Annotated in this window: 14 protein-coding genes; 9 read left to right on the top strand and 5 right to left on the bottom strand. The window is 66.6% G+C overall.

Annotated features, from left to right (window positions below):
- Positions 1–7: 7 nt before the first annotated feature.
- On the bottom strand, positions 8–1,246 hold the full coding sequence (locus tag C2U31_RS23125; RefSeq protein ID WP_199770876.1) for an MFS transporter: 1,239 nt from the start codon (positions 1,244–1,246) through the stop codon (positions 8–10).
- 103 nt (positions 1,247–1,349) lie between these two features.
- Between C2U31_RS23125 and C2U31_RS23120 the strand changes: the two genes are divergently transcribed.
- From C2U31_RS23120 to C2U31_RS23100, 5 genes are all read left to right on the top strand, one after another.
- A complete protein-coding gene (locus C2U31_RS23120; protein ID WP_103274927.1) occupies positions 1,350–2,102 on the top strand; it encodes an IclR family transcriptional regulator in 753 nt (250 codons plus the stop codon).
- Between the two features lie 226 nt (positions 2,103–2,328).
- The gene (locus C2U31_RS23115; protein ID WP_103274926.1) at positions 2,329–3,954 is read left to right on the top strand and encodes a methyl-accepting chemotaxis protein; all 1,626 of its coding nucleotides are present in this window, start codon (positions 2,329–2,331) and stop codon (positions 3,952–3,954) included.
- 87 nt (positions 3,955–4,041) lie between these two features.
- On the top strand, positions 4,042–5,514 hold the full coding sequence (locus tag C2U31_RS23110) for a M20 family metallopeptidase (RefSeq protein ID WP_103274925.1): 1,473 nt from the start codon (positions 4,042–4,044) through the stop codon (positions 5,512–5,514).
- 96 nt (positions 5,515–5,610) lie between these two features.
- Entirely contained in the window at positions 5,611–6,168 is a 558-nt protein-coding gene (locus C2U31_RS23105; RefSeq protein WP_103274924.1) for a DUF1415 domain-containing protein, read from the top strand.
- Positions 6,169–6,359: 191 nt separating this feature from the next.
- Complete coding sequence (locus C2U31_RS23100; RefSeq protein ID WP_103274923.1) at positions 6,360–7,169, top strand: glycoside hydrolase family 75 protein; 810 nt, start codon at positions 6,360–6,362, stop codon at positions 7,167–7,169.
- A 21-nt stretch (positions 7,170–7,190) separates the two neighbouring features.
- On the opposite strand, the gene C2U31_RS23095 is transcribed toward C2U31_RS23100, so the two are convergent.
- From C2U31_RS23095 to C2U31_RS23080, 4 genes are all read right to left on the bottom strand, one after another.
- Positions 7,191–8,492, bottom strand: coding sequence for a UDP-N-acetylglucosamine 1-carboxyvinyltransferase (locus tag C2U31_RS23095; protein ID WP_103274922.1), 1,302 nt, complete (start codon positions 8,490–8,492; stop codon positions 7,191–7,193).
- 198 nt (positions 8,493–8,690) lie between these two features.
- Positions 8,691–10,013 carry a PD-(D/E)XK nuclease family protein gene (locus C2U31_RS23090; protein WP_103274921.1) on the bottom strand — a complete coding sequence of 441 codons (1,323 nt, stop codon included), beginning with the start codon at positions 10,011–10,013 and terminating at the stop codon, positions 8,691–8,693.
- A gap of 76 nt (positions 10,014–10,089) precedes the next feature.
- The gene (locus C2U31_RS23085; RefSeq protein WP_103274920.1) at positions 10,090–10,608 is read right to left on the bottom strand and encodes a hypothetical protein; all 519 of its coding nucleotides are present in this window, start codon (positions 10,606–10,608) and stop codon (positions 10,090–10,092) included.
- Between the two features lie 73 nt (positions 10,609–10,681).
- On the bottom strand, positions 10,682–10,882 hold the full coding sequence (locus C2U31_RS23080) for a hypothetical protein (protein WP_158658446.1): 201 nt from the start codon (positions 10,880–10,882) through the stop codon (positions 10,682–10,684).
- 676 nt (positions 10,883–11,558) lie between these two features.
- Between C2U31_RS23080 and C2U31_RS23075 the strand changes: the two genes are divergently transcribed.
- The 4 genes from C2U31_RS23075 to C2U31_RS23060 all read left to right on the top strand — a co-directional run bounded on the left by C2U31_RS23075 (position 11,559) and on the right by C2U31_RS23060 (position 25,803).
- Positions 11,559–22,805 carry an autotransporter-associated beta strand repeat-containing protein gene (locus C2U31_RS23075; RefSeq protein ID WP_103274918.1) on the top strand — a complete coding sequence of 3,749 codons (11,247 nt, stop codon included), beginning with the start codon at positions 11,559–11,561 and terminating at the stop codon, positions 22,803–22,805.
- A 278-nt stretch (positions 22,806–23,083) separates the two neighbouring features.
- Positions 23,084–24,301, top strand: coding sequence for a serine hydrolase (locus C2U31_RS23070; RefSeq protein WP_103274917.1), 1,218 nt, complete (start codon positions 23,084–23,086; stop codon positions 24,299–24,301).
- Positions 24,302–24,363: 62 nt separating this feature from the next.
- Entirely contained in the window at positions 24,364–24,768 is a 405-nt protein-coding gene (locus tag C2U31_RS23065) for an SgcJ/EcaC family oxidoreductase (protein WP_103274916.1), read from the top strand.
- 102 nt (positions 24,769–24,870) lie between these two features.
- A complete protein-coding gene (locus tag C2U31_RS23060; protein WP_199770875.1) occupies positions 24,871–25,803 on the top strand; it encodes an HNH endonuclease signature motif containing protein in 933 nt (310 codons plus the stop codon).
- The last annotated feature ends 194 nt before the right edge of the window (positions 25,804–25,997 follow it).

The following is a 25,997-nucleotide window of genomic DNA, read 5'->3' as shown; positions in this document are numbered from 1 at the left end:
AGTGTCCTCAGTCGTGACGGGGGGAGGGGCGCTGGCGGCCCATCGCGAGCGCGAAGGCGGCGGCCGACAGCAATGAAATCAGGCCGGCGCCGGCGAATACGACGCCGGGCCCGCCGGGCAGGAATTCCATGAAGGAAGACAGGAACTGGCCGCAGAAGATGGCCATGGACAAGTACGCCAGATGACGGGCCCGCGCGCCGTCGGCGCTATGTTCGATGACCAGGTGGTTGAGCAGCGGAATCGACAGGCCGAATCCCAGTCCATGCAGCAGGGCGCCCGCCAGCAGCGCCGGCCATTGCGCGGGCGACTGCGCCACGGTGAAACAGCCGTGGGCGGCCGCGTAGGCCAGCAGCGCGGCGACCAGCACGGCGCGGCCGCTGGCGCGACGGCCCAGCGCCGGCAGCAGCGCCGCGCCGCCCACCGCCACCAGCGAGATGAAGGACAGGAAGTAGCCGGTGCCGGCCTCATCGACGCCCAGGCCCGCGAGCCGGGCGGGCAGCATGATGATGCCGGCGAAGAACGCGACCATCGACAGCAGGGCGGCGGCGAAGGCGGTCTTGACCTGCGCCGGCATGGCGGCAGCGGCGGCGGTCGGGCCGCCGTGACGGGGCGTGGACGATACGGTAGGTGTGGCAGATGCAGGCGCTGCGGTCGATGCGGCGAATGCGGGCGCTGCGACCGCTGTGACGGGCACGCAGAAATGAACCAGCGCCAGCAGCGCCCAGGCGCACAGGTACAGCGCGAACGGCAGGCTCCAGCGCTGTTGCGCCAGCAGGCCGCCGGCGAACAGGAACAGCACCCCGCCCAGCTCGATGGCCATGCCCTGGCGCGCGATCATCGCCAGCCGCGCGCGGCCCGTGTAGAACGTGGAGATCAGTCCGGTGCCCGCCGCCATCACCAGCGCCGTGGCGCCGCCCAGCAGCAGCCGGTCGGCGTAGATCAGCCAGGCGCCGCGCAGGTACGGGCCGGCCGCGCCCAGCAGGCCGTACAGGAACAGGCCCAGCATCAGCGCGCGCCGCAATCCGGCCCGTTCCATCAGCCGGGCGGCGGCCGGGCCGAACAGCACCACGCCCAGCGCGGGCAGCGTGACCAGCCAGCTGCCGCCGGACCCGACGCCCAGTTGCGCGGCGACGGCGGGCAGCCCAGGAACGATCACGCAGCCCACCATGATGGTGAGCGTGGCCACGGCGAGCAGCGTATGGCTACCGAGGGCGGATAAACTCTGATGGCCGGTGTGGGTATGCACGATTTTTGTTCCGTTTAGTGGATATGTGTTCCACTATTCGGATCGAATTGTCGTGACTTGCCCCTGGGCTGTCAAGACACGCCAAGAGAATCGAGATAGGGAAATGAGCGAAGACAACGACTCCGCGTCGGGACGTCAGGTGATTTCGCGCGCCGCCGCGGTGCTGCGCGCGCTGGCCGAAGACAACAGCGGCCAGAGCCTGGGCCAGATCGCGAAGAAGACGGACCTGCCGCGCACCACCGTGCACCGCATCGTCGCGGCGCTGGAAGCGCAGCAGCTGGCCGCCACCACGCCCGCCGGCGTCCGACTCGGCCAGGCGCTGGTGCGGCTGGCGGCCTCGGCGCATACCGACGTGGTCGCCGCCGCGCGCCCCTTCGTCGAGGCGCTGGGGCGGCGGCTGCGCGAAACCGTGGACCTGTGCGTGTTCCGGGGCCAGCACGCGGTATCGGTCGACCAGTTCGCCTCGGACCAGGAACTGCGCGTGGTCGCGGCGGTGGGCACCGCCTATCCGATCCACTGCACCGCGCATGGCAAGGCCCTGCTGGCGCGCCTGGACGACGCGGCGCTGGAGGAGCTGCTGGGCGCGCGGCTGGAACGCCGCACCGCCAGCACCATCACCGCGCGCAAGGATCTGCTGGCGCAGCTGGCCGAGGTCCGGACCCGGGGCTGGGCACTGGACCTGGAGGAACACGCGGTCGGCATCTGCGGGATCGGCGTGCATATCGAGACCGGCCAATCCGAGCAGTACGCGCTGTCGGTCGCGCTGCCGGCCGCGCGCTACGAAGGGCAGCTCGACGCCTGCCTGGCGGCCTTGTTCCAGTGCAAGGCCGAGATTGAATCCTTGCTGGCCGGCTGATCGGGCGGCGGCCCTGGGCCGACGTCGGCGCGATGGATGTTCCGGCGGGGAAGGGCTGAAATGTAATGAGATATTTAACTTTTCATTGCATCAAGCCGTAATACAGGCACAGCCGCGCCGGCGTTCGGGCGCCCGCGCCGTCCATCCTTGCTTCCCGCCGCAGGATTTCTCCGTGCTCGGCCCTTGAACGCCTGGGCGCCGCTTTTGTGTAATCCCGGAGTGGCTCATGTTCAAGAACCTAAGCATCCGCGCGATCCTGACGACCGCGCTGGCCGTCTTTTTCGCGCTTTTCCTGGTCATCGGCATCGCCGTGCACCAGCAACTGTCTTCCAACCGCAATTCCATCGAAGTCCTGCTAGACACCAACCTGGTGCGCGCCAGCGCCGTCGACAACGCGGGCGCCGAACTGCTGCGCGCCCGCCTGGTCATGCTGGCCGCGCAGACCGCGCTGATGGAAGGCAAGTCCATCGACAACCTGGCCAGCATGCAACGGCTGGACGGCTACCTGAAGAAGTCCGCCGACCTGATCGACAGCGTGCGCAAGATGCCCGAGACCTCGCCGGTGGGCAAGCCGCTGTTCGAGGCCGCGCTGGCCGCCTATGACGTGTATCAGCGCGACGCCATCACGCCGATGGTCGCGGCCATCCGCGCCGGCAAGGCGCAAGAGGCCGGCAAGCTGAACCTGGAGAAGGTCACGCCGCTGGGCCTGGTCTTCACCGCCGCGATCCAGAAGTATGTGGACTTCGCCGATGAAGTGGGCCAGCGCGTGGCGCGCGAAGCGTCCGCCCGCATCAACGGTGCGCTGGCGTTCCTGGTCGCAGCGCTGGCCGTGGTGGCGGCGCTGGTGGTGGGCGTGTACGCGGTGTTCGCGCGCGCGGTCTTCCGCCCGCTGCACGAGGCCGGACGGCTGTTCGACAGCATCGCCGGCGGCGACCTGACCAACCGCGTCGAGCAGCGCGCCAACAATGAAATCGGCATCCTCTACGCGGCGGTCAAGCGCATGCAGGACAGTCTGGCCCGCACCGTTTCGGCGGTGCGCCATGGCGTCGAGGAAATCCATACCGGCGCGCGCGAGATCGCCGCCGGCAACATCGACCTGTCCTCGCGCACCGAACAGCAGGCCGCCTCGCTGGAGGAAACCGCCGCCAGCATGGACGAACTGTCGTCCACCGTGCGCCACAACGCCGACAGCTCGCGCAACGCCTCGGAGCTGGCCGTGGCCGCGTCCGACGTGGCCACGCGCGGCGGCCGCGCCGTCGGCGAGGTGGTGGGCACCATGCGCGCCATCGCCGACAGCTCCAGCCGCATCGCCGATATCGTCGGCGTGATCGAGGGCATCGCCTTCCAGACCAACATCCTGGCGTTGAACGCGGCCGTGGAAGCGGCCCGCGCCGGCGAGCAGGGCAAGGGCTTCGCGGTGGTGGCCAGCGAAGTGCGCGCGCTGGCCCAGCGCAGCGGCCAGGCGGCCAAGGAAATCAAGGGCTTGATCGACGACTCGGTGCAGAAGGTCTCGATCGGTTCGGACCAGGTGGAGGCCGCCGGCGCCACCATGCAGGAAATCGTCGCCTCGGTGCGGCGCGTCACCAGCATCATCAACGAAATCTCCAGCGCGTCCGAGGAGCAGTCGCGTGGCATCCAGCAGGTCAACCAGGCCGTCTCGCAGATGGACAGCGTGACCCAGCAGAACGCCGCGCTGGTCGAGCAGGCCGCCGCCTCGGCCGCGTCGCTGGAAACGCAATCGCAGCGCCTGCGCGAAGCGGTGGCGGTGTTCAAGTTGCAGACCGGCCGCGTGATCGAGGCCGAGACCCCGGCGCTGGGCCGGGGCGCGGAGCCGGCGCTGCTGGGCGCTTGAATCGGGGACAAAAGATGCCGCCCGTGCCGGGCGGGCATAGAATATCGGTTTGCCCACCCGCATCGCATACCTACAGGATTTCGCGCCATGAACGCACGCATCCCCGACGACGCCCTGCCTCCCACCCTAGACCCCAAGGCGCTGCAGGCCTTCGTGGACGACAAGTGGGACAACGAGATCATTCCCGCGCTGACCGATTACATCGCGGTCCCGGCCAAGAGCCCGGCCTTTGACGCCGACTGGGAAAAGAACGCCTTCATCGAGCGCGTGGTGCGCGACGCGGCGCAGTGGGTCGAGGCGCAGAAGGTCTCCGGCCTGACGCTGGAAGTGGTGCGCCTGCCGGGCCGCACGCCCGTCATCTTCTTCGACGCGCCCGCCACCCGCAGCGACAACGGCGACACCATCCTGCTGTACGGCCACCTGGACAAGCAGCCGGAATTCTCCGGCTGGCGCGCCGGCCTGGGCCCCTGGACCCCCAAGCTCGAGGACGGCAAGCTCTACGGCCGTGGCGGCGCCGACGACGGCTACGCCGTCTACGCCTCGCTGACCGCCATCATGGCGCTGGACAAGCAGGGCGTGCCGCGCCCGCGCTGCGTCGGCATCGTCGAGACCTGTGAGGAATCCGGCAGCTACGATCTGCTGCCCTACGTCGACGCGCTGCGCAGCCGCCTGGGCAACGTCGCGCTGGTGGTGTGCCTGGACTCGGGCGCCGGCAACTACGACCAGCTCTGGATGACCACCTCGTTGCGCGGCATGGTCTCGGGCACGCTGGAAGTGCAGGTGCTGGACGAGGGCGTGCACTCGGGCGACTCCAGCGGCGTGGTGCCGTCGTCGTTCCGCATCCTGCGCCACCTGCTGGACCGCCTGGAAGACAGTTCCACCGGCCGCCTGCTGCCGCAGAGCCTGCATTGCGAGATCCCGGCCGAGCGCGTCGAGCAGGTGCACGCCACCGCGCGCATCCTGGGCGACGAGGTCTGGCGCCGTTTCCCCTGGAGCTGCGGCGCCGATGGCGGCTTCGTGCTGCCCATGACCACCGAGCCCGAACAGGCCCTGCTGAACCGCACATGGCGTCCGACGCTGTCGGTGACCGGCGCCGAGGGCCTGCCGCCGCTGTCCAGCGCCGGCAACGTGCTGCGCCCGCGCACCGCCTTCAAGCTGTCGCTGCGCCTGCCGCCGCTGGTCGACGCCGTGGCCGCCTCGCAGGAGATCAAGGCGCTGCTGGAAGCCGACGCGCCGTACAACGCCAAGGTCATCTTCAAGGCCAACGAAGGCGCCGCCACCGGCTGGAACGCGCCGGCCTCGGCGCCCTGGCTGACCCAGGCGCTGGACGCCGCCTCGCAGGCCTACTACGGTTCGTCCTGCGGCTACATCGGCCAGGGCGGCACCATCCCGCTGATGAGCATCCTGCAAAAGGGCTTCCCCAAGGCGCAGTTCATGGTCTGCGGCGTGCTGGGCCCGAAGTCCAACGCCCACGGCCCCAACGAGTTCCTGCACATTCCCTACGGCAAGAAGCTCACCGCCGCCGTGGCCCAGACCATGGCCGCGATGCCGGCCGCCTGATCCGCCGTCCGCCCGGCCTTGCCGCCGGGTAGGCGCGGCAAGGCGCGGGCCGCGCGGGCGCTTCAGCCCGCGCTTTTCTTTTCCGGAATTCCATCCATGATCACCACCTCCGACGCCTACGCCAGCGTGCTGGAAGAAACCCAGCACTGGCTCAACCAGGCCGTCATCGGCCTGAACCTCTGTCCCTTCGCCAAGGCGGTCCAGGTCAAGGACCAGATCCGCTACGCCATCAGCGACGCCACCGACGCCGAGGGCGTGCTGACCGACCTGCAGGACGAACTGGCGCTGCTGGCCGAGGCCGACCCCGAGCAGATCGACACCACGCTGTTGATCCTGCCGGACGCGTTCGACGATTTCCTGGATTTCAACGACTTCGAGGAAATCTCCAACCGCCTGCTCAAGCGCATGGACCTGGTGGGCGAGCTGCAGGTCGCGACCTTCCATCCGCAGTTCCAGTTCGCCGACACCGAGCCGGACGATATCGAGAACTGCACCAACCGTTCGCCGTATCCGATCCTGCACCTGCTGCGCGAAGAGAGCATCGACCGCGCGGTGGATGCGTTCCCGGACGCCGCCGAGATCTATGAGAAGAACATCGAGACGATGAAGCGGCTGGGTGTCGAGGGGTGGAAGCGGCTGATGCGCGCGCCCTGAGCGGGTGGCGCGTGGCGGGCCGTCAATTTTTGAACGCGTCGTGCTGCTGGACCGCCGCTACCAGGTTTGGATATAAGAAGAACTCGACCAGCCTTTGAAAATTCGCGTCCGCGCTCCCCGCGCGCGGCCCGTGTCTGCATGTCTTGTTTTTGTTGCCCTTCAATCCAAGCGAGAAACCTGGAGCAAGAACCATGATGCGCACGCTGTATTGCACCGCCCTGTTCGCCTTGACGACCGTGGCCCAGGCCGCGCCATCCTGCCCGCTGGCGCATTGGGACGATTACGGCGGCACGCAACTGTTCCGCAATGCCGGGCAGGGCGCCTACGTGTTCGCCACCACGCATGCGCAGGTGGATGCCGATGGCGCGCCCAACGCCTATCACCCTGACGATGTCGGCCTGAATTGCAAGACAGGCACGGGATTCAAGGGCCTGGATTGTCCGGCCAATGGTGGCTATCCGAATGGCGACTGGTGGCCTTCCGCCATCGTTCCGGATCCGAAGAACAAAAAGAAGGGCTACGTCCAGCCTGACGGCGAGTTCAAGGGATTCTTCGTGTCGCAGACGTCGCTCAGGGACGGTGCCCGGTCGGATCTGGATCCGGCCAAGTATGTCAACGCCGCGGCGGTGCCTTACCTGGTCTTTCCCGGGGCATTCCATCAGAAAGCGGGCACGGGAACGCTGGGCGACCTGGGCTATGCGGTGAACCTGGACAACGGCAAGACGTCGGCGTTCATCGTGGCGGAGGTCGGGCCCTCGGATGCGAAATTGGGGGAAATGTCGATTGCCCTGGCGCAGGCGCTGGGCGGGCAGAACCCCAATCCGCGCACGGGCGCCGGCAAGCCGGACGGCAAGATCGCCTACGTGGTGTTTCCGAAAAGCCGGGCCAATCCCGCGTGGCCCCTGACCAATCAACAAATCGGCGACCGCGTCCAGGACCTGCTCAAGCAGTTGCCCGGGGGCATGGAGACCCTCAAGGCTTGCGGCGCCGGCGCGAAATAGGCGCCGGGCCCGCGCCGGTCCTCATTCCTCGTTGGCCCACTCCACCTGCACGCCAAGGCTGCGCAGGTTCTCGACGAAGCGCGGATGGGCGCGGCGGATCGGCGTGGCGTTGCGGATCTCGGAGCGGCCCTTGATGCTGCTGGCCACCATGAACAGCGCGATGGCCACGCGGATGATGTAGGGGCTCTCGACCACGGCCGGCGTGAGGGCATTGCCGCCGAAGGTGACGACGCGGTGCGGGTCCGACGAGAATACGTGGGCGCCGAACTTGGACAGCTCGCCGGTCCAGCCCAGCGCGCCGTCATAGACCTTGTTCCAGAACATGGCGTTGCCTTCGGCGCACACGCCCAGCGCGATGAAGATCGGCAGCAGGTCCACCGGGAAATACGGCCAGGGCGCGGCCTCGACCTTGGTCAGCACGTTGCTGGTGAAGGGCGTCTGCACCTTCAGCGGGCCGTCGCGGAATGCGCGCGACCAGCCGTCCTTGTGTTCGATGCGCACGCCGAACTTGGCGAACGTGCGGTCGATCAGCGGGAAATTGCCCGGCGTGCTGTTGCGCACCACCACGTCGCCGCCGGTGATCGCGCCCAGCGCCAGGAAGGTGGTGATCTCGTGGAAGTCTTCCTCGAACGTGAACTCGCCGCCCTTGAGCGCCGCGCCGCCGCGCACCGCCAGCCGCGAGGTGCCGATGCCGTCGATGTCCGCGCCCATCATCGCCATGAAGCGGCAGAATTCCTGCACGTGCGGTTCCGACGCGGCGTTGGTCAGCGTCGATTCGCCTTGCGCGGCGGCCGCGCACAGCACGAAGTTCTCGGTGGTGGTCACCGAGGCATAGTCCAGCCAGTGATGGGTGGGGTGTAGCGGGCCGCTGCTGCGCACCAGCAGCGAGCCGTCGGCGCGTTCCACCTGGCCGCCGAAGGAGCGGAAGATGTCCACGTGCGGATCGATCTCGCGCACGCCCAGCGTGCAGCCCTTGACGTTATCCTCCAGCCGCGCCACGCCGAAGCGCGCCAGCAGCGGCGGCACCAGCATGATGGACGAGCGCATTTCCTCGGGCAGCCGATGCACGGCGGCATCGAAGCGCGTATCGCGATGGTGCAGTTCCAGCACGCGGGTGGTTTCGTCCAGCTTCACCTGGCTGCCCAGGGCGCGGAAGATGTCCAGGATCTTGCGCACGTCGGTGATGTCCGGCACGCCGTTCAGCCGCAGCGGCTGGTCGGTCAGCAGCGTGGCGCACAGGATGGGCAGGACCGCGTTCTTGTTGGCGGAAGGAACGACGCGGCCGCGCAGGGGCGTGCCGCCGTGGACGATGAGGTTGGACATTGGGGGAAGGCCGGGACGTTTGGAAAAACGGGCTGTTTGGGAAACTGCCGCCTGGATTGTAACGTCGGTGCGGAACAACACGGGAAAAAGGGGGGTTGCCAATAGTGTCAGACTACTGGCTTTTGCGACATGCATGCAGTCAGTGAAGGTGCCTCGCCTGGATACGCGGCATTGCCGTTGCCAACCTCGGTGATCGTGTCAGGTCCGAATAATGCCGATTTCGCGTGCGGCAGCAATGGATCTTTCTATTTCTGAAGCGAATTGTGTTGCCTTGCCGACAGCCTCGGCCACGGTGAGCTTACTTGCCAAGACCAGTCGCCGATGTTTGCTGCCCCCAAATTTCTCCAGTCCGGGGAAACTCTTCGCCATATGCTGCCGCAGCGCTTCGATATCGCAGTTGTTCGTGCTAAATCGATTCGCTACCCAGATCAGGCTGATGGTGAATTTGGTATTGGCGTCGTCGCCTCCCGTAACTCGCCGAACGTTCAGAATAATCGGCCAGTCCTCGTTGGCCCTGAGCGATCGCATCGCCTCATTGGCGAACCGCAGTCGTGTCCTGCTCGGCTTTATATCTTCAGGATTCAGTTGTGGAAGATTCTTCCGTAGTCCAAGGCGAACGGAGGCGATTCCTCGGGACTGAACGAGGTGGTCGCACAGTTGGCGGTTTTGTTGAATGAACAGCAGAAGTTCGCCAGTCTGATCCGCAAACGTTGTTGGTGTCCAGGCGGTTGGCTGAACTTTCTTTTGCTTCCGTATTGCCTCGACTACGGTTTCATGCTGGGACGCGAGGTCCGCCGAGATCTCCGCGACGAGCTCTTCATTCGGACTTTGCCATCCCGTTTGCTTCTGGCAATACGCCATGAGCAATTGAGCTGCCTCGTTGTTGCGCTCCAGATGTAGCCGGGCACGGTTGGCTGACGTTTCGAGCCAGCTGTAGTCGAGCAGTGCCCACTTGTTGCCAAGCGATTTGAGGTGATCTTCCTGGTAATCTGCTAGGTCTCGGTCGACGACGATATAGGCAAATTGATACTCCGTGAATACTTCGAGGTTGCCGATCTGCCGTGAGACGGCCGAATAATAGTCGCTGAGCTGCTTTTCAGTTAACGATGCTCCAGCCTTGTTCTCGATCGTGACAATGATCTTGTTGCTGGGATCGATCAGGAATAAATCCAGGCGTCCTTTCTTAGCCTCGCTAGTCGCGAGACTAAATTCGCGGGCGATGAACGCGGAGCCGAAACTCGACGTGCGGACCTTCGCAGGCGTCCAAGCAGCAAAAAAGGCCTTGTTTGAATCTTCATTGGTTTCCTGCCCGGCCTCGTAGGCCGCGATCAGGAAATCCTTGATCACCGCATCGCCCTGGCCGTGGCCTTCGTTGGGATGCAGGCACCAGGCCAGCATGTCGGAGTGTTGTGTTTCGGTCAGCGAGACGACGTCCAGGAAGTCGTCGGAAATCTTGACGCGCTCGATCAGGTCCACCAGTCGCTTGTCGGACAGAAACGCATACAGATCATTCGGTGTCATGGGAGTGTCATTCCGGCTGTGAGGCATGGTTGCGATGGGCCGCAACCTATTACCTACGGCGGCAATGGCGCGTTCTTTAGGGCTTGGGATGCGTCCAGCAGAACCACCGCAACACGGGCTCCGAACCCGGCGCGTCCGGGTCGTCATGCTCGAATCCCACTTCCACGCCGCCCTCGGTCAGCGCCACGAAGGCATAAGGCGGCGAATACGGCCGGATCGAGCGGATGCCGATGCCCAGCGCCGCCGCGGTCGCCTCGAACTGCGCCAGGGATGTGCCCTCGCGCAATGGGCCGGGATCGGCGAGTTTCAGCGGTCCGCCGTCGGGCGCGCCGCGCCGGCCGCTGAAGCTGTCCACGAACAGCGTCGTCAGCTCGGACGGCGCGGCGAAATGGAATTCCACATCACCATAGGCCAGGATCAGCGGGAAGCAGCGCGCGTCGCCCGCGACATAGGCGCGGTCCAGGTCGCCGGGGGCGTAGGCCTCGTCCGGCGCGCCCAGCGCCAGGAACACGTCCTCGGGCGTGCAGTGGACCTTGGGTGTGTAGGGCCCGAAGGCGCCCAGGCGCAGGAAATCGAGCAGGGAGATGGGTGTCATGTAAGGGGGCGCGGACTTCTGGTCGGGCGCGGGGTCGAGGTTCGGGATGAGGATGGCGGGCTGGCGCCTGGTTTCAAGCGCCGGCCGCAGCCTGCGCGGATTCTACGATTTGTCCGCGCAGCCAGGCATGGACGGGATCGTCCTGGAAGCGCTCGTGCCAGATCATGGCGGGCGACAGCGGCGGCATGGGCAGGGGCAGGTCCACGACGTGCAACGCCAGCGTGGCCGCCAGCCGCCGCGCCAGTCGCACGAACCGCGCCATCAATCCCGGCACGAGCAGCAGCGCCTGGTGGTCATGTGCGGCGAGGGTGTAGCGGCCCGAGGCCGTGGCCGTATCGACGGACGTCGGCAGGACGATGGCGCGGGCCGATTCCAGCAGGCGGCCGATCGGGCCAGTCAGCTGTTGGTCCCGGGGCGATGGCGGGGCGGATTTTCGGGGAGTTCCTATTGATCAGACTGATTTATTCGATGATTCTGAATAATGCGCCGGAGCAGGCGTTTAAACGAGGGAAATAATCTCGGAGCGGTTTTTTGCGTCGGCATGCGGCAGGAATGGCTGGTGGGCATTGGAATGGGCGGAATTTATTTTTTTGTATCGGTCGAAAATAAGGACGAGCTATCTGATTCCTGTCTGATGGGCGTTGGCGAAAGTCTGCATGCTTGAAGGAATATTCCTATTCGAGCTGATGATTGTTCAGTAGTAATGGATTGGGGTTGATGGGGTTAATAATGAGAATATGATTTTCCCGTCATCTGCGCTATTGATTGGTATTCATGTCGCATGCCAAAGTTAATCAAAGATCGCATTTTGTTTTTTATTAACTATTTCCCCCCTGAATTGTCCCGCGGAGTGTTCTCGCGAATCCGGCAGCGTCGATCCGCTATCGGGTAGGCCGCCGCGCGCGCCAATTCGCCTGCCTCCCCGGTTCATCGTCGGGCTGGAGGCTGGCATGCAAGTACGGAAGCAGTCGTTTGTCCCGGCGCCGCGACGCCTGAGCGTGCTGATCGGCGTGGCTTTGTTTGGCGGCTTGCCTGGTCCGCTTGCCCATGCCGCCTGTGTCACTACCGGCCTCACCACCGTCTGCGATACCAGCGCGCCCAACCCGTCGACCGGGAGAATCGGCGGCCAGGGCGCCAGCAGTCCTGCCAACCAGTCCGTGACGCTGCGGCCCGGCGCCCAGCTGACGGTGGGCAACACGCATGCTATCAGCCTGGGGGACAACGCGACCATCCTGCTTGAGGACGGCGCGGTGGTGAGCAACTCGGCGTCGGCGACTACTCCGGTCACGGACGGGTGGGGCGCCCGCGGCAACACGATCGAGTTCGGCTCCAATGGCAAGCTCACGATCTCGGCAAACGCCAAGGTCCAGGCGCTGGGCACCGATACGATGGGCGAGGCCGTCAATGTCATGGGTGGCGGCAACACCATTATCAACTATGGACTGATCTCGGCCGTCAGCGCGCCCGCGATCTGGTTCCAGGATCTGGTCGTGGGTGTACCCAATGCGATCGAGAACTACGGCATCATCGAGTCAGGCGATCGCATCACCAGCAACGTCATTGGCAACAGCGGCAACGGCGCCGTTACCTTCTACAACCATAGCGGTGCTTCCGTGCACGGCAGTCTGAATTTTGGTGGCGGCAGCGATAGCCTCTTGCTGGCGCCCCACTCCACCATCACGGGCAACATCGGCGGCGGCGGTGGCAACAATACCTTGATCCTGTACGGAGAGGCCGGCTCCGACGATACCTTGACAGGCGCCATTACCAACTTCCAATCAATACGCAAGGATGGGGACGGCAAGTGGACACTGACCGGATCCATCGGCAACAACAGCAGCGCTGGCGGCGCGCCGTTGGCGGTCCAGGTGCGGCAGGGCACGCTGGCCCTGACCGGCAACAACAGCAGCTTCAACGGGTCGCTCAGGGTGGAGCTGGCTGGCACGCTGGAAGCCCGCGCGCAAAGCCTGCCGCCCAGCGTGATCAACAACGGCCTGGTGCTGTTCAACCAGCCGGATAACGGCACCTATGCCGGCACGATCGGCGGCGGCACCGGCCATGTCGCAAAGAGCGGCGCTGGCATCCTGACGCTGAGCGGGGCCAACACCTACGGGGGCCAGACGTACATCGACGGCGGCAGCATCGCGGTGGGGGCCGACAACGCGTTGGGCAACAGTAACGGAAAAGTGCTGTTGAATGGCGGCGCGCTGGTATTCAACAACAGCTTCAGCTTGTCGAACAGCCGCAACGTCGAATTGGCCTCCAACAACGGCACGCTCAGCGCCAATGCCGGCGTGACCGGCACGCTGACCCAGGTCGTCTCGGGCGCGGGCACCCTGACCAAGGATGGGCCGGGCACCATCGTGCTGGCCAACAACGGCAACAGTTGGGCGGGCGGCACCATCATCGCCGCCGGCACGCTGCAATTGGGCTCTGGCGGCGTGTCCGGCAGCCTGCCAAGCGGATCGGCCGTCACCAACAATGGCACGCTGCTGCTGAACCGCACCGGCGCGTTCACCGTGGGCAATCTGATCTCCGGTTCGGGCGGTCTCAGCCAGATAGCCTCGTCGGGCATCGCCACCTTGACCGGCGACAACAGCTACGCCGGCCCCACGACGGTGGCGGCCGGCACCTTGTATGTCAATGGCGCGCAGACCGGCAAGGGAGCGGCCACGGTCGCCAGCGGCGCCACGCTGGGCGGCACGGGCAAGCTGGGCGGCAATGTCACGATCCAGTCCGGCGGCACGCTGGCCCCGGGCGGGGCTGGCGCGGCGGCGGGCACGTTGACGATCGACGGTGATCTGACGTTGCAGAGCGGATCCCTGCTGTCGTACGCGCTGGGCCAGGCCGGCGTCACGGGCGGCGCGCTGAACGACCTGACCAACGTGGGCGGCAATCTGGCGCTGGGCGGTACGCTCAATGTGTCGACCTCGACCGGCGGCACGTTCGGTCCCGGCGTCTATCGGCTCTTCAACTACGGCGGCGTGCGCAGCGGCTCGCTGACGCTGGGCACGATGCCCGTGGCGGGCAATTACTTCATCCAGACCTCGGTGGACAAGCAGGTCAACCTGGTCAACGCCGATGGCCTGACGCTGAATTACTGGGATGGCGACGCCGGACCCAAGAACAACGGCGTGATTGATGGCGGTTCGGGCACCTGGAGGGTCGGCGGCGCGGGGACCAGCGACAACTGGACCAACACCGCCGGTACGGTCAACGCGGCCTGGAGCCAGGACGCATTCGCCGTATTCGCGGGACAGGGCGGCAACGTGAAAGTGGACAGCGCCACCGCCATCCAGGTCCAGGGCATGCAGTTCGCGGCGAATGGCTACACCCTGGTGAACAACGCCGGGACGGATGCGCTGACACTGACAGGCGCGGTCGTGTCCGGCGGCGGGCCGAACGAGGCGGACGTGCGCGTCGGCGACGGCTCGGCCGGCGGCGCCGGCTACACGGCCAACATCGCTGCCACGCTGGCGGGCGCGGCCAGACTGGTCAAGACGGACCTGGGCACATTGGTGCTGTCCGGCGTCAATACCTATGCCGGCGGCACCGTTGTCAAAAGTGGCACGCTGCAGGTAGCGCAGAACCTCAACCTGGGCGCGGCTTCGGGCGCGCTGTCGCTGGACGGGGGCACGCTGGCCGCGACCGCGAGTTTCAACACGGGGCGCGCCATCACGCTGGGCGCGGGCAACGGCGGCATCAACGTGATGGGCGCAATCACCGATCTTGGCGTCACCAGCGCCATCGGGGGCAGCGGGGCATTGACCAAGCTGGGCAACGGCTCGCTGACGCTGCAGGCGGATAACAGCTACACCGGAGGCACCACGATCTCGGGCGGCATCGTATACCTGGGCGCTGGCGGGGGGGGATCCGCCACCGGCGGCATCCTGGGCAACGTGACCAACAACGGCGAGCTGGTTTTCAATCGCAACAACACCTATACCTTCGCCGGCGTCATCAGCGGCACGGGATCGATCAGGCAGTTGGGTGGCGGCACGACGGTATTGACGGCCGACAACAGCTATACCGGCGGCACGACGATCACGCTCGGCACGCTGCAGCTGGGCGAGGGCGCTGGCGGTTCAACGGCCGGCAGCATCGTTGGCGACGTCATCAACAGAAGCGCGCTGATCTTCAACCGCAGCAACACCCATACCTATGCCGGGGTGATCAGCAACATCGGATCGGTCACGCAGCGGGGCAACGGCACCACCGTGCTGAGCGGCGACAATACCTATACCGGCGGCACCACCATCGTGGCGGGCGCATTGCAACTGGGCGCGGGCGGGTCCACCGGCGGCATCGTCGGCAACGTCGCCAACAGCGGCAGCCTGATTTTCAACCGTGGCAACACCTATACCCATGGCGGCGTCATCAGCGGCGCGGGCAACGTCGTGCAACGGGGCGCTGGCACCACCGTGCTCGGTGGCGTCAACACCTACACCGGCGGCACGACGGTCAACAGCGGCACGCTGCAGATATCCCAGGACGCGAACCTGGGCAATGCGGCGGGCGCGCTTTCGCTGGACGGGGGCACGCTGGCCACCACCGCGAGTTTCAACACGGCGCGTCCCACCACGCTGGGCGCGAGCGGCGGCGGCATCAATGTCGCCGCGAGCACCAGCTTCGGCGTGACCAGCGCCATTGGCGGCAGCGGCGCGCTGAGCAAGGGCGGCGCGGGCACGCTGACGCTGCACGCGGACAACGTTTATGCAGGAGGCACGACGATCACGGCGGGCACGCTGCAGCTGGGTACGGGCGGCACGGCGGGGGCCATCGTCGGCAACGTGGCCAACAGTGGCACGCTGGCCTTCAACCGCAGCAACACCTACACCTTCGGCGGGCTGATCAGCGGTTCGGGCGGCGTTACGCAATTGGGCAACGGCGCCACGGTCCTGACCGCCAACAATACCTACACTGGCGGCACCACGATCACGGCGGGCATCTTGCAGCTGGGCGCGGGCGCGGGCGGGTCCACAGCCGGCGGCATTGTCGGCGACGTGGTCAACAACGGCAGCCTGGTTGTCAATCGCAGCAATACCTATACGCTGGGCGGGACCATCAGCGGCACGGGTTCGGTCACGCAGCAGGGCAACGGCACCACGGTCCTGACGGCCGCCAATACCTACACTGGCGGCACCACGATCACGTCGGGCATCTTGCAGCTGGGCGCGGGCGGCACGACGGGCAGCATCGTTGGCAACGTGAGCAACAACGGCGCGTTGGCATTCAATCGGAGCGATACCTACACCTACGGCGGGACCATCAGCGGCACGGGTTCTGTCACGCAGCAGGGCAACGGCACCACGGTCCTGACGGCCGCCAATACCTACACTGGCGGCACCACGGTTAGCGCGGGCAGCCTGTATGTCAACGGCGACCAGACGGCTGCGACCGGCGCGACGACTGTCAATAATGCCACCCTTGGCGGCAAGGGCGTGATCGGCGGCGACGTGACGCTGACGGGCAACAGCACGCTGTCGCCCGGCGATAACGGTGCTGCGCCAGGCACACTGACGATCAAGGGCAATCTGGCGCTGGGCAGCGGCACGACGCTGGACTATTCGTTCGGCGAGGCCAACGTGGTTGGCGGCCCGCTGAACGACCTGATCGTGGTGGCGGGCGATGTGTCGCTGGGCGGCAAGCTGAACGTGGCGCTGTCGCCAGGAGGCAGCCTGGATGTCGGCGTGTACCGCGTCATCAGCTACGGCGGCACGCTGTCCAATGCGGCGGGCCTGACGCTGGGCGCGCTGCCGACCGGGGCCGATCGCACCGACTACTTCATCCAGACCTCGGTGGACAAGCAGGTCAATCTTACGTACAGCAATGGCCTGACGCTGAACCACTGGGACGGCGGCGCGGGTCCCAAGAACAACAGCCAGGTCAACGGCGGCTCGGGCACCTGGGTGGCGCCGGGCGGCGTCAACGACAACTGGACCGATGTCGGCGGCAGGGTCAACGCGGGCTGGAACCAGGACGCCTACGCGATCTTCAGCGGCCAGAGCGGCACGGTGCTGGTCGACAGCAGCGCCAATGGGGCGATCAACGTGCAGGGCATGCAATTCGCCACCGATGGCTATGTCCTGCAGGGCAACGCCAGCGGAGACAAGCTGAGCCTGACGGTCGCGGCGGGAAGCGGGTCGAACGAGGCGACGATCCGCGTGGGCGATGGCACGGCGGCCGGCGCGGGCTACACGGCGACGATCGCCACGGTGCTTGAAGGCGCGGCCAAGGTGGTCAAGACAGACCTGGGCATGCTGGCGCTGTCCGGCGTCAACACCTACACCGGGGGCACGGCGGTCAACAGCGGCACGGTGCAGGTATCCCAGGACGCGAACCTGGGCGCGGCTTCGGGTGCGCTGTCGTTGGACGGTGGCACGCTGGCCGCGACCGCGAGCTTCGACACGGGGCGCGCGATCACGGTGGGCTTGGGCGACGGCGGCATCGATGTCGCGTCGGGGGCCAACCTGGGCGTGACGAGCGCGATCAGCGGCAGCGGCGCGGTGAGCAAGGGCGGGGCGGGCACGCTGACGCTGCACGCGGACAACGTTTATGCGGGAGGCACGACGATCACGGCGGGCACGCTGCAGCTGGGCGCCGGCGCGGGTGGCTCCGCCACGGGCAGCATCAGCGGCAACGTGGCCAACAGTGGCACGCTGGCCTTCAATCGCGGCAACACCCACACCTTCGGCGGGCTGATCAGCGGTTCGGGCGGCGTTACGCAATTGGGCAACGGCGCCACGGTCCTGACCGCCAACAATACCTACACTGGCGGCACCACGATCACGGCGGGCGTTTTGCAGCTGGGCGCGGGCGCGGGCGGGTCCACGGCCGGCGGCATTGTCGGCGACGTGACCAACAACGGCAGCCTGCTTGTCAATCGCAGCAATACCTATACGCTGGGCGGGGCCATCAGCGGCACGGGCTCGGTCACGCAGCAGGGCAACGGCACTACGGTCCTGACCGCCAACAATACCTACACCGGCGGCACCACGGTTGACGCGGGCAGCCTGTATGTCAACGGCGACCAGACGGCCGCGATCGGTGCGACGACGGTGACCGACGCCAAGCTGGGGGGCAAGGGCGTGATCGGCGGCAACGTGACGCTGGCGGGCAACAGCACGCTGTCGCCGGGCGACAATGGCCCCGCGCCGGGCACGCTGACGATCAAGGGCAATCTGGCGCTGGGCAGCGGCACGACGCTGGACTATTCGTTCGGCGAGGCCAACGTGGTCGGCGGCCCGCTGAACGACCTGATCGAGGTGGCGGGCGACGTGTCGCTGGGGGGCAAGCTGAACGTGGCGCTGTCGCCCGGAGGCAGCCTGGATGTTGGCGTGTACCGCGTCATCAGCTACGGCGGCACGCTGTCCAATGCGGCGGGCCTGACGCTGGGCACGCTGCCGACCGGGGCCGATCGCACCGACTACTTCATCCAGACCTCGGTGGACAAGCAGGTCAATCTTACGTACAGCAACGGCCTGACGCTGAACCACTGGGACGGCGGCGCCGGTCCCAAGAACAACAGCCAGGTCAACGGCGGCTCGGGCACCTGGGTGGCGCCGGGCGGCGTCAACGACAACTGGACCGATGTCGGCGGCAGGGTCAACGCGGGCTGGAACCAGGACGCCTACGCGATCTTCAGCGGCCAGAGCGGCACGGTGCTGGTCGACAGCAGCGCCAATGGGGCGATCAACGTGCAGGGCATGCAATTCGCCGTCGACGGCTATGTCCTGCAGGGCATAGCCAGCGGGGACAAGCTGAGTCTGAAGGGATCGCCGGCGGGAAGCGGGCCGAACGAGGCAACGATCCGCGTGGGCGACGGCACGGCGGCCGGCGCGGGCTACACGGCGACGATCGCCACGGTGCTTGACGGCGCGGTCAAGGTGGTCAAGACGGACCTGGGCACGCTGGCGCTGTCCGGCGTCAACACCTACACCGGGGGCACGGCGGTCAACAGCGGCACGGTGCAGGTATCCCGGGACGCGAACCTGGGCGCGGCTTCGGGCGCGCTGTCGCTGGACGGTGGCACGCTGGCCGCGACCGCGAGTTTCGACACGGGGCGCGCGATCACGGTGGGCTTGGGCGACGGCGGCATCAATGTCGCGGCGGGGGCCAACCTGGGCGTGACCAGCGCGATCAACGGCAGCGGCGCGCTGAGCAAGGGCGCCGCGGGCACGCTGACGCTGCACGCGGACAACGTTTATGCGGGAGGCACGACGATCACGGCCGGCACGCTGCAGCTGGGTACGGGCGGCACGGCGGGGGCCATCGTCGGCGATGTGGCCAATAATGGCGCGCTGGCCTTCAATCGCAGCGACAACTACACCTTCGGCGGCCAGATCAGCGGCAGCGGCGCGGTCACACAGATGGGCAGCGGAACCACCGTGCTGACCGCCGACAACCGCTACACCGGCCTTACCACCATCGCGGCGGGCGCGCTGCAATTGGGCGCGGGCGGCGCCACCGGCGGCATCGTCGGCGACGTGGTCAACAACGGCAGCCTGATCGTCAATCGCGGCAACACTTACGCCTATGGCGGCGCCATCAGCGGCTCTGGCTCGGTCACGCTGCAGGGCGGAGGCGCCACGGTGCTGACCGGCGACAGCAACTACACGGGCGGCACGCTCATCTCGGCCAGCACGCTGCAGCTGGGCGCGGGCGGCACGACAGGCAGCATTCTTGGCGACGTGACCAACAACGGCGCGCTGGTGTTCAACCGAAGCGATACCTATGCTCACGGCGGCGCCATCGTCGGAAGCGGCAGCCTCACGCAGCAGGGCGGCGGCACGACGGTGCTGACGGCCGACAACCGCTACACCGGCGGCACCATGATTTCCGCGGGCGCCTTACAGCTGGGCGCGGGCGGCACGACGGGTAGCATCACCGGCGACGTGAGCAATAACGGCGCGCTGGTCTTCAACCGTGGCGACGCCTATACCTTCGGCGGGCTCGTCAATGGCAGCGGCACGCTCACGCAGGCGGGAGCCGGCGTCACGGTGCTGACGGCCGATCACACCTATACCGGCGGCACCACCATTTCGGCCGGCACGCTGCGGCTGGGCGACGGCGGCACAAGCGGCTCGGTGCTCGGCAAAATCGTCAACAACGCCGCGCTGGCGATCGACCGGGGCGACCTGGTGTCGATGACGAATCTGATCTCGGGTTCCGGCCGGTTCATGCAGACGGGCGCCGGACAGACGGTGCTGAGCGCCAACAATACCTACACCGGCACGACCGATGTGCTCAAGGGGTCGCTCTACATCGATGGGGACCAGAGTGGGGCCACGGGCGCAACGGTCGTGCGGGCGCCGGCCACGCTGGGCGGCGCCGGCATCATCGGTGGAGACGTGAGCGTGGACGGCACGCTGTCTCCCGGCGGTTCGACGGGCGTGCCTGGCACGCTGACGATCAACGGCAAGCTGACACTCGACGGCGGGGCCAAGCTGGCCTACAGCTTCGGCCAGGCCGGCGTGGTGGGCGGTCCGCTCAACGACCTGACCATCGTCAAGGGCGACCTGGTCCTGGGCGGCAAGCTGGACGTCGTCACGTCGCCCGGCGGACGCTTCGATCCAGGCGTCTATCGCGTCATCAGCTACGGCGGCGCGCTGACCGACAATGGCCTGGCCGTCGGCTCGATTCCATCGCCGTCCTTCTCGCTCCAGACGGCCGTGGCCGGGCAGGTCAATCTGGTCAACACAGGGGGCTTGAGCCTGAACGTCTGGGACGGATCGGCCGCCTCGGGCAAGAACAACAACAAGGTCGACGGCGGCGACGGCCATTGGCAGCACGCCAACGGCAACGACAACTGGACCAACACGCTGGGCACGCCGAACGCATCCTACAGCGATGCCTCTTTCGCCATTTTCATGGCGGCGGCCGGCAAGGTCACGGTGGACAACAGCCTGGGTCAGGTGCGCAGCGGCGGGATGCAGTTCGCCAGCGACGGCTATCGCCTGCTGGGCGATGCCGTCGAGTTGGTACCGGACGCAGGCGGCGGCGTGACGATGCGCGTGGGCGACGGCACCGGCCCGGGCTCCGGCTACACCGCCACCATTGATGCCGCGCTGACGGGCGACGCAAGACTGGTCAAGACCGACCTGGGCACGCTCGTCCTGAATGGCGCCAACCGCCATACAGGCGGCACCGACATCAATGCCGGCACCGTGCAGATCGCCAGCGATACCGCGCTGGGCGCGGCCGGCACGGCCATCGGCATGAACGGCGGCACCTTGCGCACCACGCAAAACCTCGCGCAATCGCGCGCCATCACCCTGGGTGCGCAAGGGGGCAGCGTGGAGCCGCTGGCTGGCACCACGCTGACCTTGGCCAGCAGTATCGGCGGCGCCGGCTCGTTGACCAAGCTGGGCGACGGCACCGCGATCCTGACCGGCAGCAACAGCTATGGCAGCGGGGCTTCGGTCGCGGATGGCGTCACGCTCATCAAGGCGGGCACGCTGCAGGTGGGCAATGGCGGCGCCAGCGGCAATATCGTGGGCACGGTCAGCAATGACGGGGTGCTGGCGTTCAACCGCGCGGACCGCTATGTCCAGGCCGAGGCGATCAAGGGTAGCGGCAAGCTGGTCCAGCGGGGCAGCGGCACGACCGTGCTCAATGCCGTCAACGCCTACACCGGCGGCACCATGGTGACGGCCGGCGCGCTGGCGGTGGGCGATGCCTCGCATGCCGGCGCGGCGATCAACGGCGGCGCGGTGACGGTCCAGGGCGGCGCGACCTTCGGCGGCTATGGCAGCGTCAAGGGCGACGTCAGCAACGCTGGCACGCTGGCCGTGGCCGATGCCTTGCCCGGCCTGGGCGGCGGCGCGGGCGCGTTCGCCATCGCGGGCAATCTGAGCAATAGCGGCCTGGTGAACCTGGCGGGCGCCAATCCCGGGAACCGGCTGACCGTCACCGGCAATTACCAGGGCCAGTCCGGCGCGCTGTCGCTGAACGCGTACCTGGGCGCGGACGCTTCGCCGTCCGACAAGCTGGTGGTGGACGGCGGCGCGGCAACGGGCGCCACGGCGCTGCGCATCATCAACAAGGCCGGCCCTGGCGTCAGGACCACCGGCGACGGCATCCAGGTGGTGCAGGCTGTCAACGGCGGCACGACCTCGTCCGACGCCTTCACCAGCGCGGGGGTCTACGCGGGCGCCTATGCCTACATGCTGTTCCGTGGCGGCGTCGCTGCCGGCACGGAACAGAATTGGTACCTGCGCTCGGAGATCAAGTCCGCCGGCGAATCCAGGCCGATCTACCGGCCGGGCGTCGCGCTCTACGGCGCGGTGCCGTCGCTGGCTCGCGAGCTGGCGGTGCAGCAGATCGGCACCTTCCACGACCGCCGGGGCAACGAGGAGCGGTTCGGCGATCGCCGGGCGGGCTGGGCGCGCACCTGGGGCGACCATCTCTCGGAGGGCAGCGGCGGCATGGCGGGAAGCTCGTTCAGCGGCAACACATACGGCATGCAGGCCGGTCAGGATCTGTATGCGCGCACGAGCGACAGCGGCCACCAGGACCGCTACGGCGTGTTCCTGGGTTACGCGAGCGCCAATGGCGACGTGCGCGGGGACGCGATGGGCCAGCGCGGCTACCGCGTCGGCAAGCTCGGCATTCAGTCCCACAGCGTGGGCGCCTACTGGACTCACGTCGGGCCGGGCGGCTGGTACACCGACACCGTCATTCTGGGTAGCCGTCTGAAGGTGAATCCCACGTCCAACGCCGGTGACACCAGGGCGACCCGGGGCCGCGCCTTCACCGCGTCGGTCGAAGCGGGACTGCCGATCGCGCTCAAGCCCAATCTGAGCCTGGAGCCGCAGGCGCAGATCATCTACCAGAACACCCGCATCGACTCGGTCAGGGATGCCGCGTCGGAGGTGTCCTTCGCGCCGAAGAACGCGTTCATCGGCCGCGTGGGCGCGCGGCTGCAGGGCGAGTACCAGGTCCAACGCGCCACCTGGAAACCCTATGCGCGGGTCGACCTGGAGCACACGCTGGGGGGACGCGACAAGGTCAGCTTCAGCGGCGGAGCGACCACTGCATCGGACATGGGCGGCACCCAGGCCAGGCTGGGCCTGGGCGTTGCCGTGGACGCCAGCGAGCGCGTCAGTGTCTCGGCGTCCGCCAGCTACGGTTTCAACCTGGGCGGCGAGCGGCGCGAGACGGTGCAGGGCAATCTGGGCGTGCGAATCCGATGGTGAACGGCGGATCGCCGGGCTCGGCGCCTGAGGAGGCGACGAACCCGGTCGCCACGAGTGTTCGATATGCACGCGGAAAGTAATGGATGTCACCCTTTTTGTGATGGTTACTGGTGAACGCCGCGCCGCAGACGGTTTCCGCGGTCATGAAATACCCCCCACGCCGTGCGCACTGCGCGCGCTTGCTGCCCCCCGAGGGGGGCGCTTTTCATCTTGGGGCGGCCCGACAATGAAAAAAGCCCGACAATGGCGCTCGTCATCCTCCACTCAGGACAGCGGATATGAGCGGGAACGCAGGGCAGGGCAATACGGACGGCGAGGCGGCGTCGGGTTCGCCATGGCGCCGGATCGAGGCCGGCGTGGCCGCGCTGGTCCTGGTTCTGGCCCTGGCCGGTTGCGGCGGCGCGGGGCCGCGCGGCGGTACGCCCGCCGCCGTCCAGCCGCCGCCCGTGTGCCAGGCGGACGTGGCACCGCCGTTCAAGCCGGAAACCTTGCTTGGCCGCGCCAGCCTGCAAGGCGCGCTGGCCCCAGCCTTGTCCGGCCGGCTGCAAGGCGCGTTCGACCTGGCCGTCTCGCGCTTGCCGGCCTCCTCGATGAGCGCGGCCGTGGCCTTGCCCGGACAAGGCAGCTGGAGCGGGGCGCAAGGCTCTGCCGAGCCGTTGTATGCCTGGGCCAGCGCCGGCAAGCAGGCCATCGCCGCCGTGGTCCTGCAACTGGCCGACGAAGGCAGGCTGAGCCTGTCGGATACGCTTGCGCGTCGGTTGCCCGACGCGGCGAAGCTGCCCAATGCCGAGCGCATCACCATCGCGCAACTGCTGGTTCACACCAGCGGCCTGTACAGCGCCAATGAGGTGCGGGCGGCCCAGGGCATGCGCGGTCCCTACACGCAGCAAGAGGAGCTGGATATCCTGGCGCGCCACGGCGCGCTGTTCCCGCCCGGCGCCTGCTGGCGCTACTCGAACTCCGGCTATCGGCTGCTGGGCGCCATCATCGCCCGCGTCACGGGCCGGCCCTGGCAGGACGAAATCCAGGCGCGCGTGATCGACCGGCTGGGCCTGCGGCACATGCGCGTGGTGACGGATGCCGCGTCCCTGGTCGGCGTGGCGCCGCCGTCGACGGCGGACGGCAGCCCGGCGCTGGACCTGGCCGAGCCCGGCGCGGCCGGCGCGCTGCTCGCGTCCGCCGCCGACATGGTCCGTTTCGAGCAGGCGCTGCTGGATGGGGAGCTGTTAAGCCCCGCCAGCCTGCAAGCGATGCTGGGTGAGACGCGCCGGGGCTTCCAGCCCGGGATGTACTATGGTCTGGGCACGATGGTCTACGACATTCCCGACCGTGGCGGCCGCTTGCGCTGGCTTGGGCACAGCGGCGGCGGGCCGGGCATCAGCGCCGTCGTGGCCTATGACATCGACCGCCGCGCCTTCGTGGCGGCGGTCGTCAACGGAGGCGGGGACGCGCACGCGGTGGCCAATCTGCTGTTGCGCGCGTTGGATGCGCGCTAGCCGCAGGATCGAAGCGCTGCATCCCGGCGGACGGGTGCCCTTGCCGCAGCAAGGAAGCGATCATGAAAACTGATGAAGACCAGATCCGCGATTTGGTTCACGGCTGGATGCAGGCCAGCACGGCCGGCGATGTCGACACCGTGCTGGGCATGATGACCGAGGATGTGGTGTTTCTGGTCCCGGGCCGGCCTCCCATGCACAAGCAGGACTTCGCGGCCTTGGCGAGGGCGCAGGCTAGTCCGTCCGGCCCCCGTTTCGACGGCAACAGCGATATCCAGGAAATCCAGGTCATGGGGGATTGGGCGTTCCTGTGGAGCCGCCTGAAAGTCGTGGCCACGCCCGCCGACGGATCGCCCGCCATCACGCGCGATGGCCACACGCTGAGCATTCTGAGGCGCGAGCAAGGCCGCTGGCTACTGGCGCGCGATGCGAATCTGCTGGGGCCGGCTAGGCATACGCCGGTTTGATTGGCCGGCAGGCCGAGGATAAGAACGTATTTCTTATTATTTAGAATATATTTTTGTACAAGGTTACGATACCGAAATTCTCCGACTAAATAGTTAGATTGGATGAATTTTGGAGGCAATCAGGTGCGACCCGTTGTTGATGCACAGGCAGTTTTGCAGGATAGCCAGCTGATACCGAGTTTTGTTGTAGGCCAAGCCTACGTGCGCAAGGAAGAAATTACTGGGCGATTTGGAGGCAGTCCGCAAAGTGGCATAGCACCGTCCCGCAGGGTCCCGGCGATTTTTATTTTTACGGGCGAGTCGGGCGGGAAATATGGCTACGACGACGCATTCGACGAGTTGGGTTGCCTGCTCTATACGGGAGAGGGCCAGAAGGGCGACATGCTTATGACCCGTGGTAACGGAGCAATCTTGTCACACGCCGTTGAGGGGCGTGGATTGTATGTATTCAAAGCAAATAGCAAAGGCCAGCCGTGCGTCTACCTTGGCGAGTTCGTCTATGGTTCGCACTTTATTCGTCGAGGTCCGGACGTAGACGGACTGGAGCGCGATGTGATCGTATTTCGCTTGGTGCCTGTGTCCCGTACATTGGATATTGAACTGAGCATGGATCCCGGCACAGACAAAATTACTGTTGGCATTGGCGATGGCGCGGCGCCTAGCCTAGATGAACTTAGGACAGCCGCGATTACTGCCTGTCGATCGCAGGACGTGTCCTCGAACTCACGAGAGACGGTACAAGCGACCTATCAACGTAGTGAGTGCGTTAAGAAATATGTTCTAGCGCGCGCACAAGGCACATGTGAGCTGTGCGAACAACCTGCGCCTTTCAAGCGCAAGAGTGACGGTAGCCCGTACCTGGAGCCGCATCACATCAATCGCTTATCTGACGGTGGCCTGGATCATCCCCTGTACGTTGGTGCAATTTGTCCAACTTGTCATCGACGAATTCACTCCGGTGACGACGGCCACGTTCAGAACGCTAAGCTGAGGCACTACGTGGTGAAAAGAGAAGCAGAATTGAGCCGTCAATAGCGGGCGAGCTTTCGCGTTTACGCTGGTGCGGGTGTGGACGCGGGGATGTTTGGGAAGAGATCGGTAGCCGAGAATTCGAGCCGCTGCGTGTGTATCTGTTCCAGTCGGGCAAAAACGCAAGTAGCTCATTCCTGGTAGCGATGCTCTGTGATCAGGGTTTATCCCAAGATCAACCGTGTCGATTTCGCCGACTC

The sequence above is a fragment of the Achromobacter sp. AONIH1 genome (assembly GCF_002902905.1).
Classification (GTDB): domain Bacteria; phylum Pseudomonadota; class Gammaproteobacteria; order Burkholderiales; family Burkholderiaceae_B; genus Achromobacter.
This window is presented reverse-complemented; position numbering and strand designations above follow the sequence as displayed.

Bases quoted from the DNA above. Each gene is read 5' to 3' on its own strand.
- C2U31_RS23120 (WP_103274927.1), top strand. From the start codon at position 1,350: ATGAGCGAAGACAACGACTCCGCGTCGGGACGTCAGGTGATTTCGCGC.
- C2U31_RS23115 (WP_103274926.1), top strand. From the start codon at position 2,329: ATGTTCAAGAACCTAAGCATCCGCGCGATCCTGACGACCGCGCTGGCC.
- C2U31_RS23110 (WP_103274925.1), top strand. From the start codon at position 4,042: ATGAACGCACGCATCCCCGACGACGCCCTGCCTCCCACCCTAGACCCC.
- C2U31_RS23105 (WP_103274924.1), top strand. From the start codon at position 5,611: ATGATCACCACCTCCGACGCCTACGCCAGCGTGCTGGAAGAAACCCAG.
- C2U31_RS23100 (WP_103274923.1), top strand. From the start codon at position 6,360: ATGATGCGCACGCTGTATTGCACCGCCCTGTTCGCCTTGACGACCGTG.
- C2U31_RS23095 (WP_103274922.1), bottom strand. From the start codon at position 8,492: ATGTCCAACCTCATCGTCCACGGCGGCACGCCCCTGCGCGGCCGCGTC.
- C2U31_RS23090 (WP_103274921.1), bottom strand. From the start codon at position 10,013: ATGACACCGAATGATCTGTATGCGTTTCTGTCCGACAAGCGACTGGTG.
- C2U31_RS23085 (WP_103274920.1), bottom strand. From the start codon at position 10,608: ATGACACCCATCTCCCTGCTCGATTTCCTGCGCCTGGGCGCCTTCGGG.
- C2U31_RS23075 (WP_103274918.1), top strand. From the start codon at position 11,559: ATGCAAGTACGGAAGCAGTCGTTTGTCCCGGCGCCGCGACGCCTGAGC.
- C2U31_RS23070 (WP_103274917.1), top strand. From the start codon at position 23,084: ATGAGCGGGAACGCAGGGCAGGGCAATACGGACGGCGAGGCGGCGTCG.
- C2U31_RS23065 (WP_103274916.1), top strand. From the start codon at position 24,364: ATGAAAACTGATGAAGACCAGATCCGCGATTTGGTTCACGGCTGGATG.
- C2U31_RS23060 (WP_199770875.1), top strand. From the start codon at position 24,871: ATGAATTTTGGAGGCAATCAGGTGCGACCCGTTGTTGATGCACAGGCA.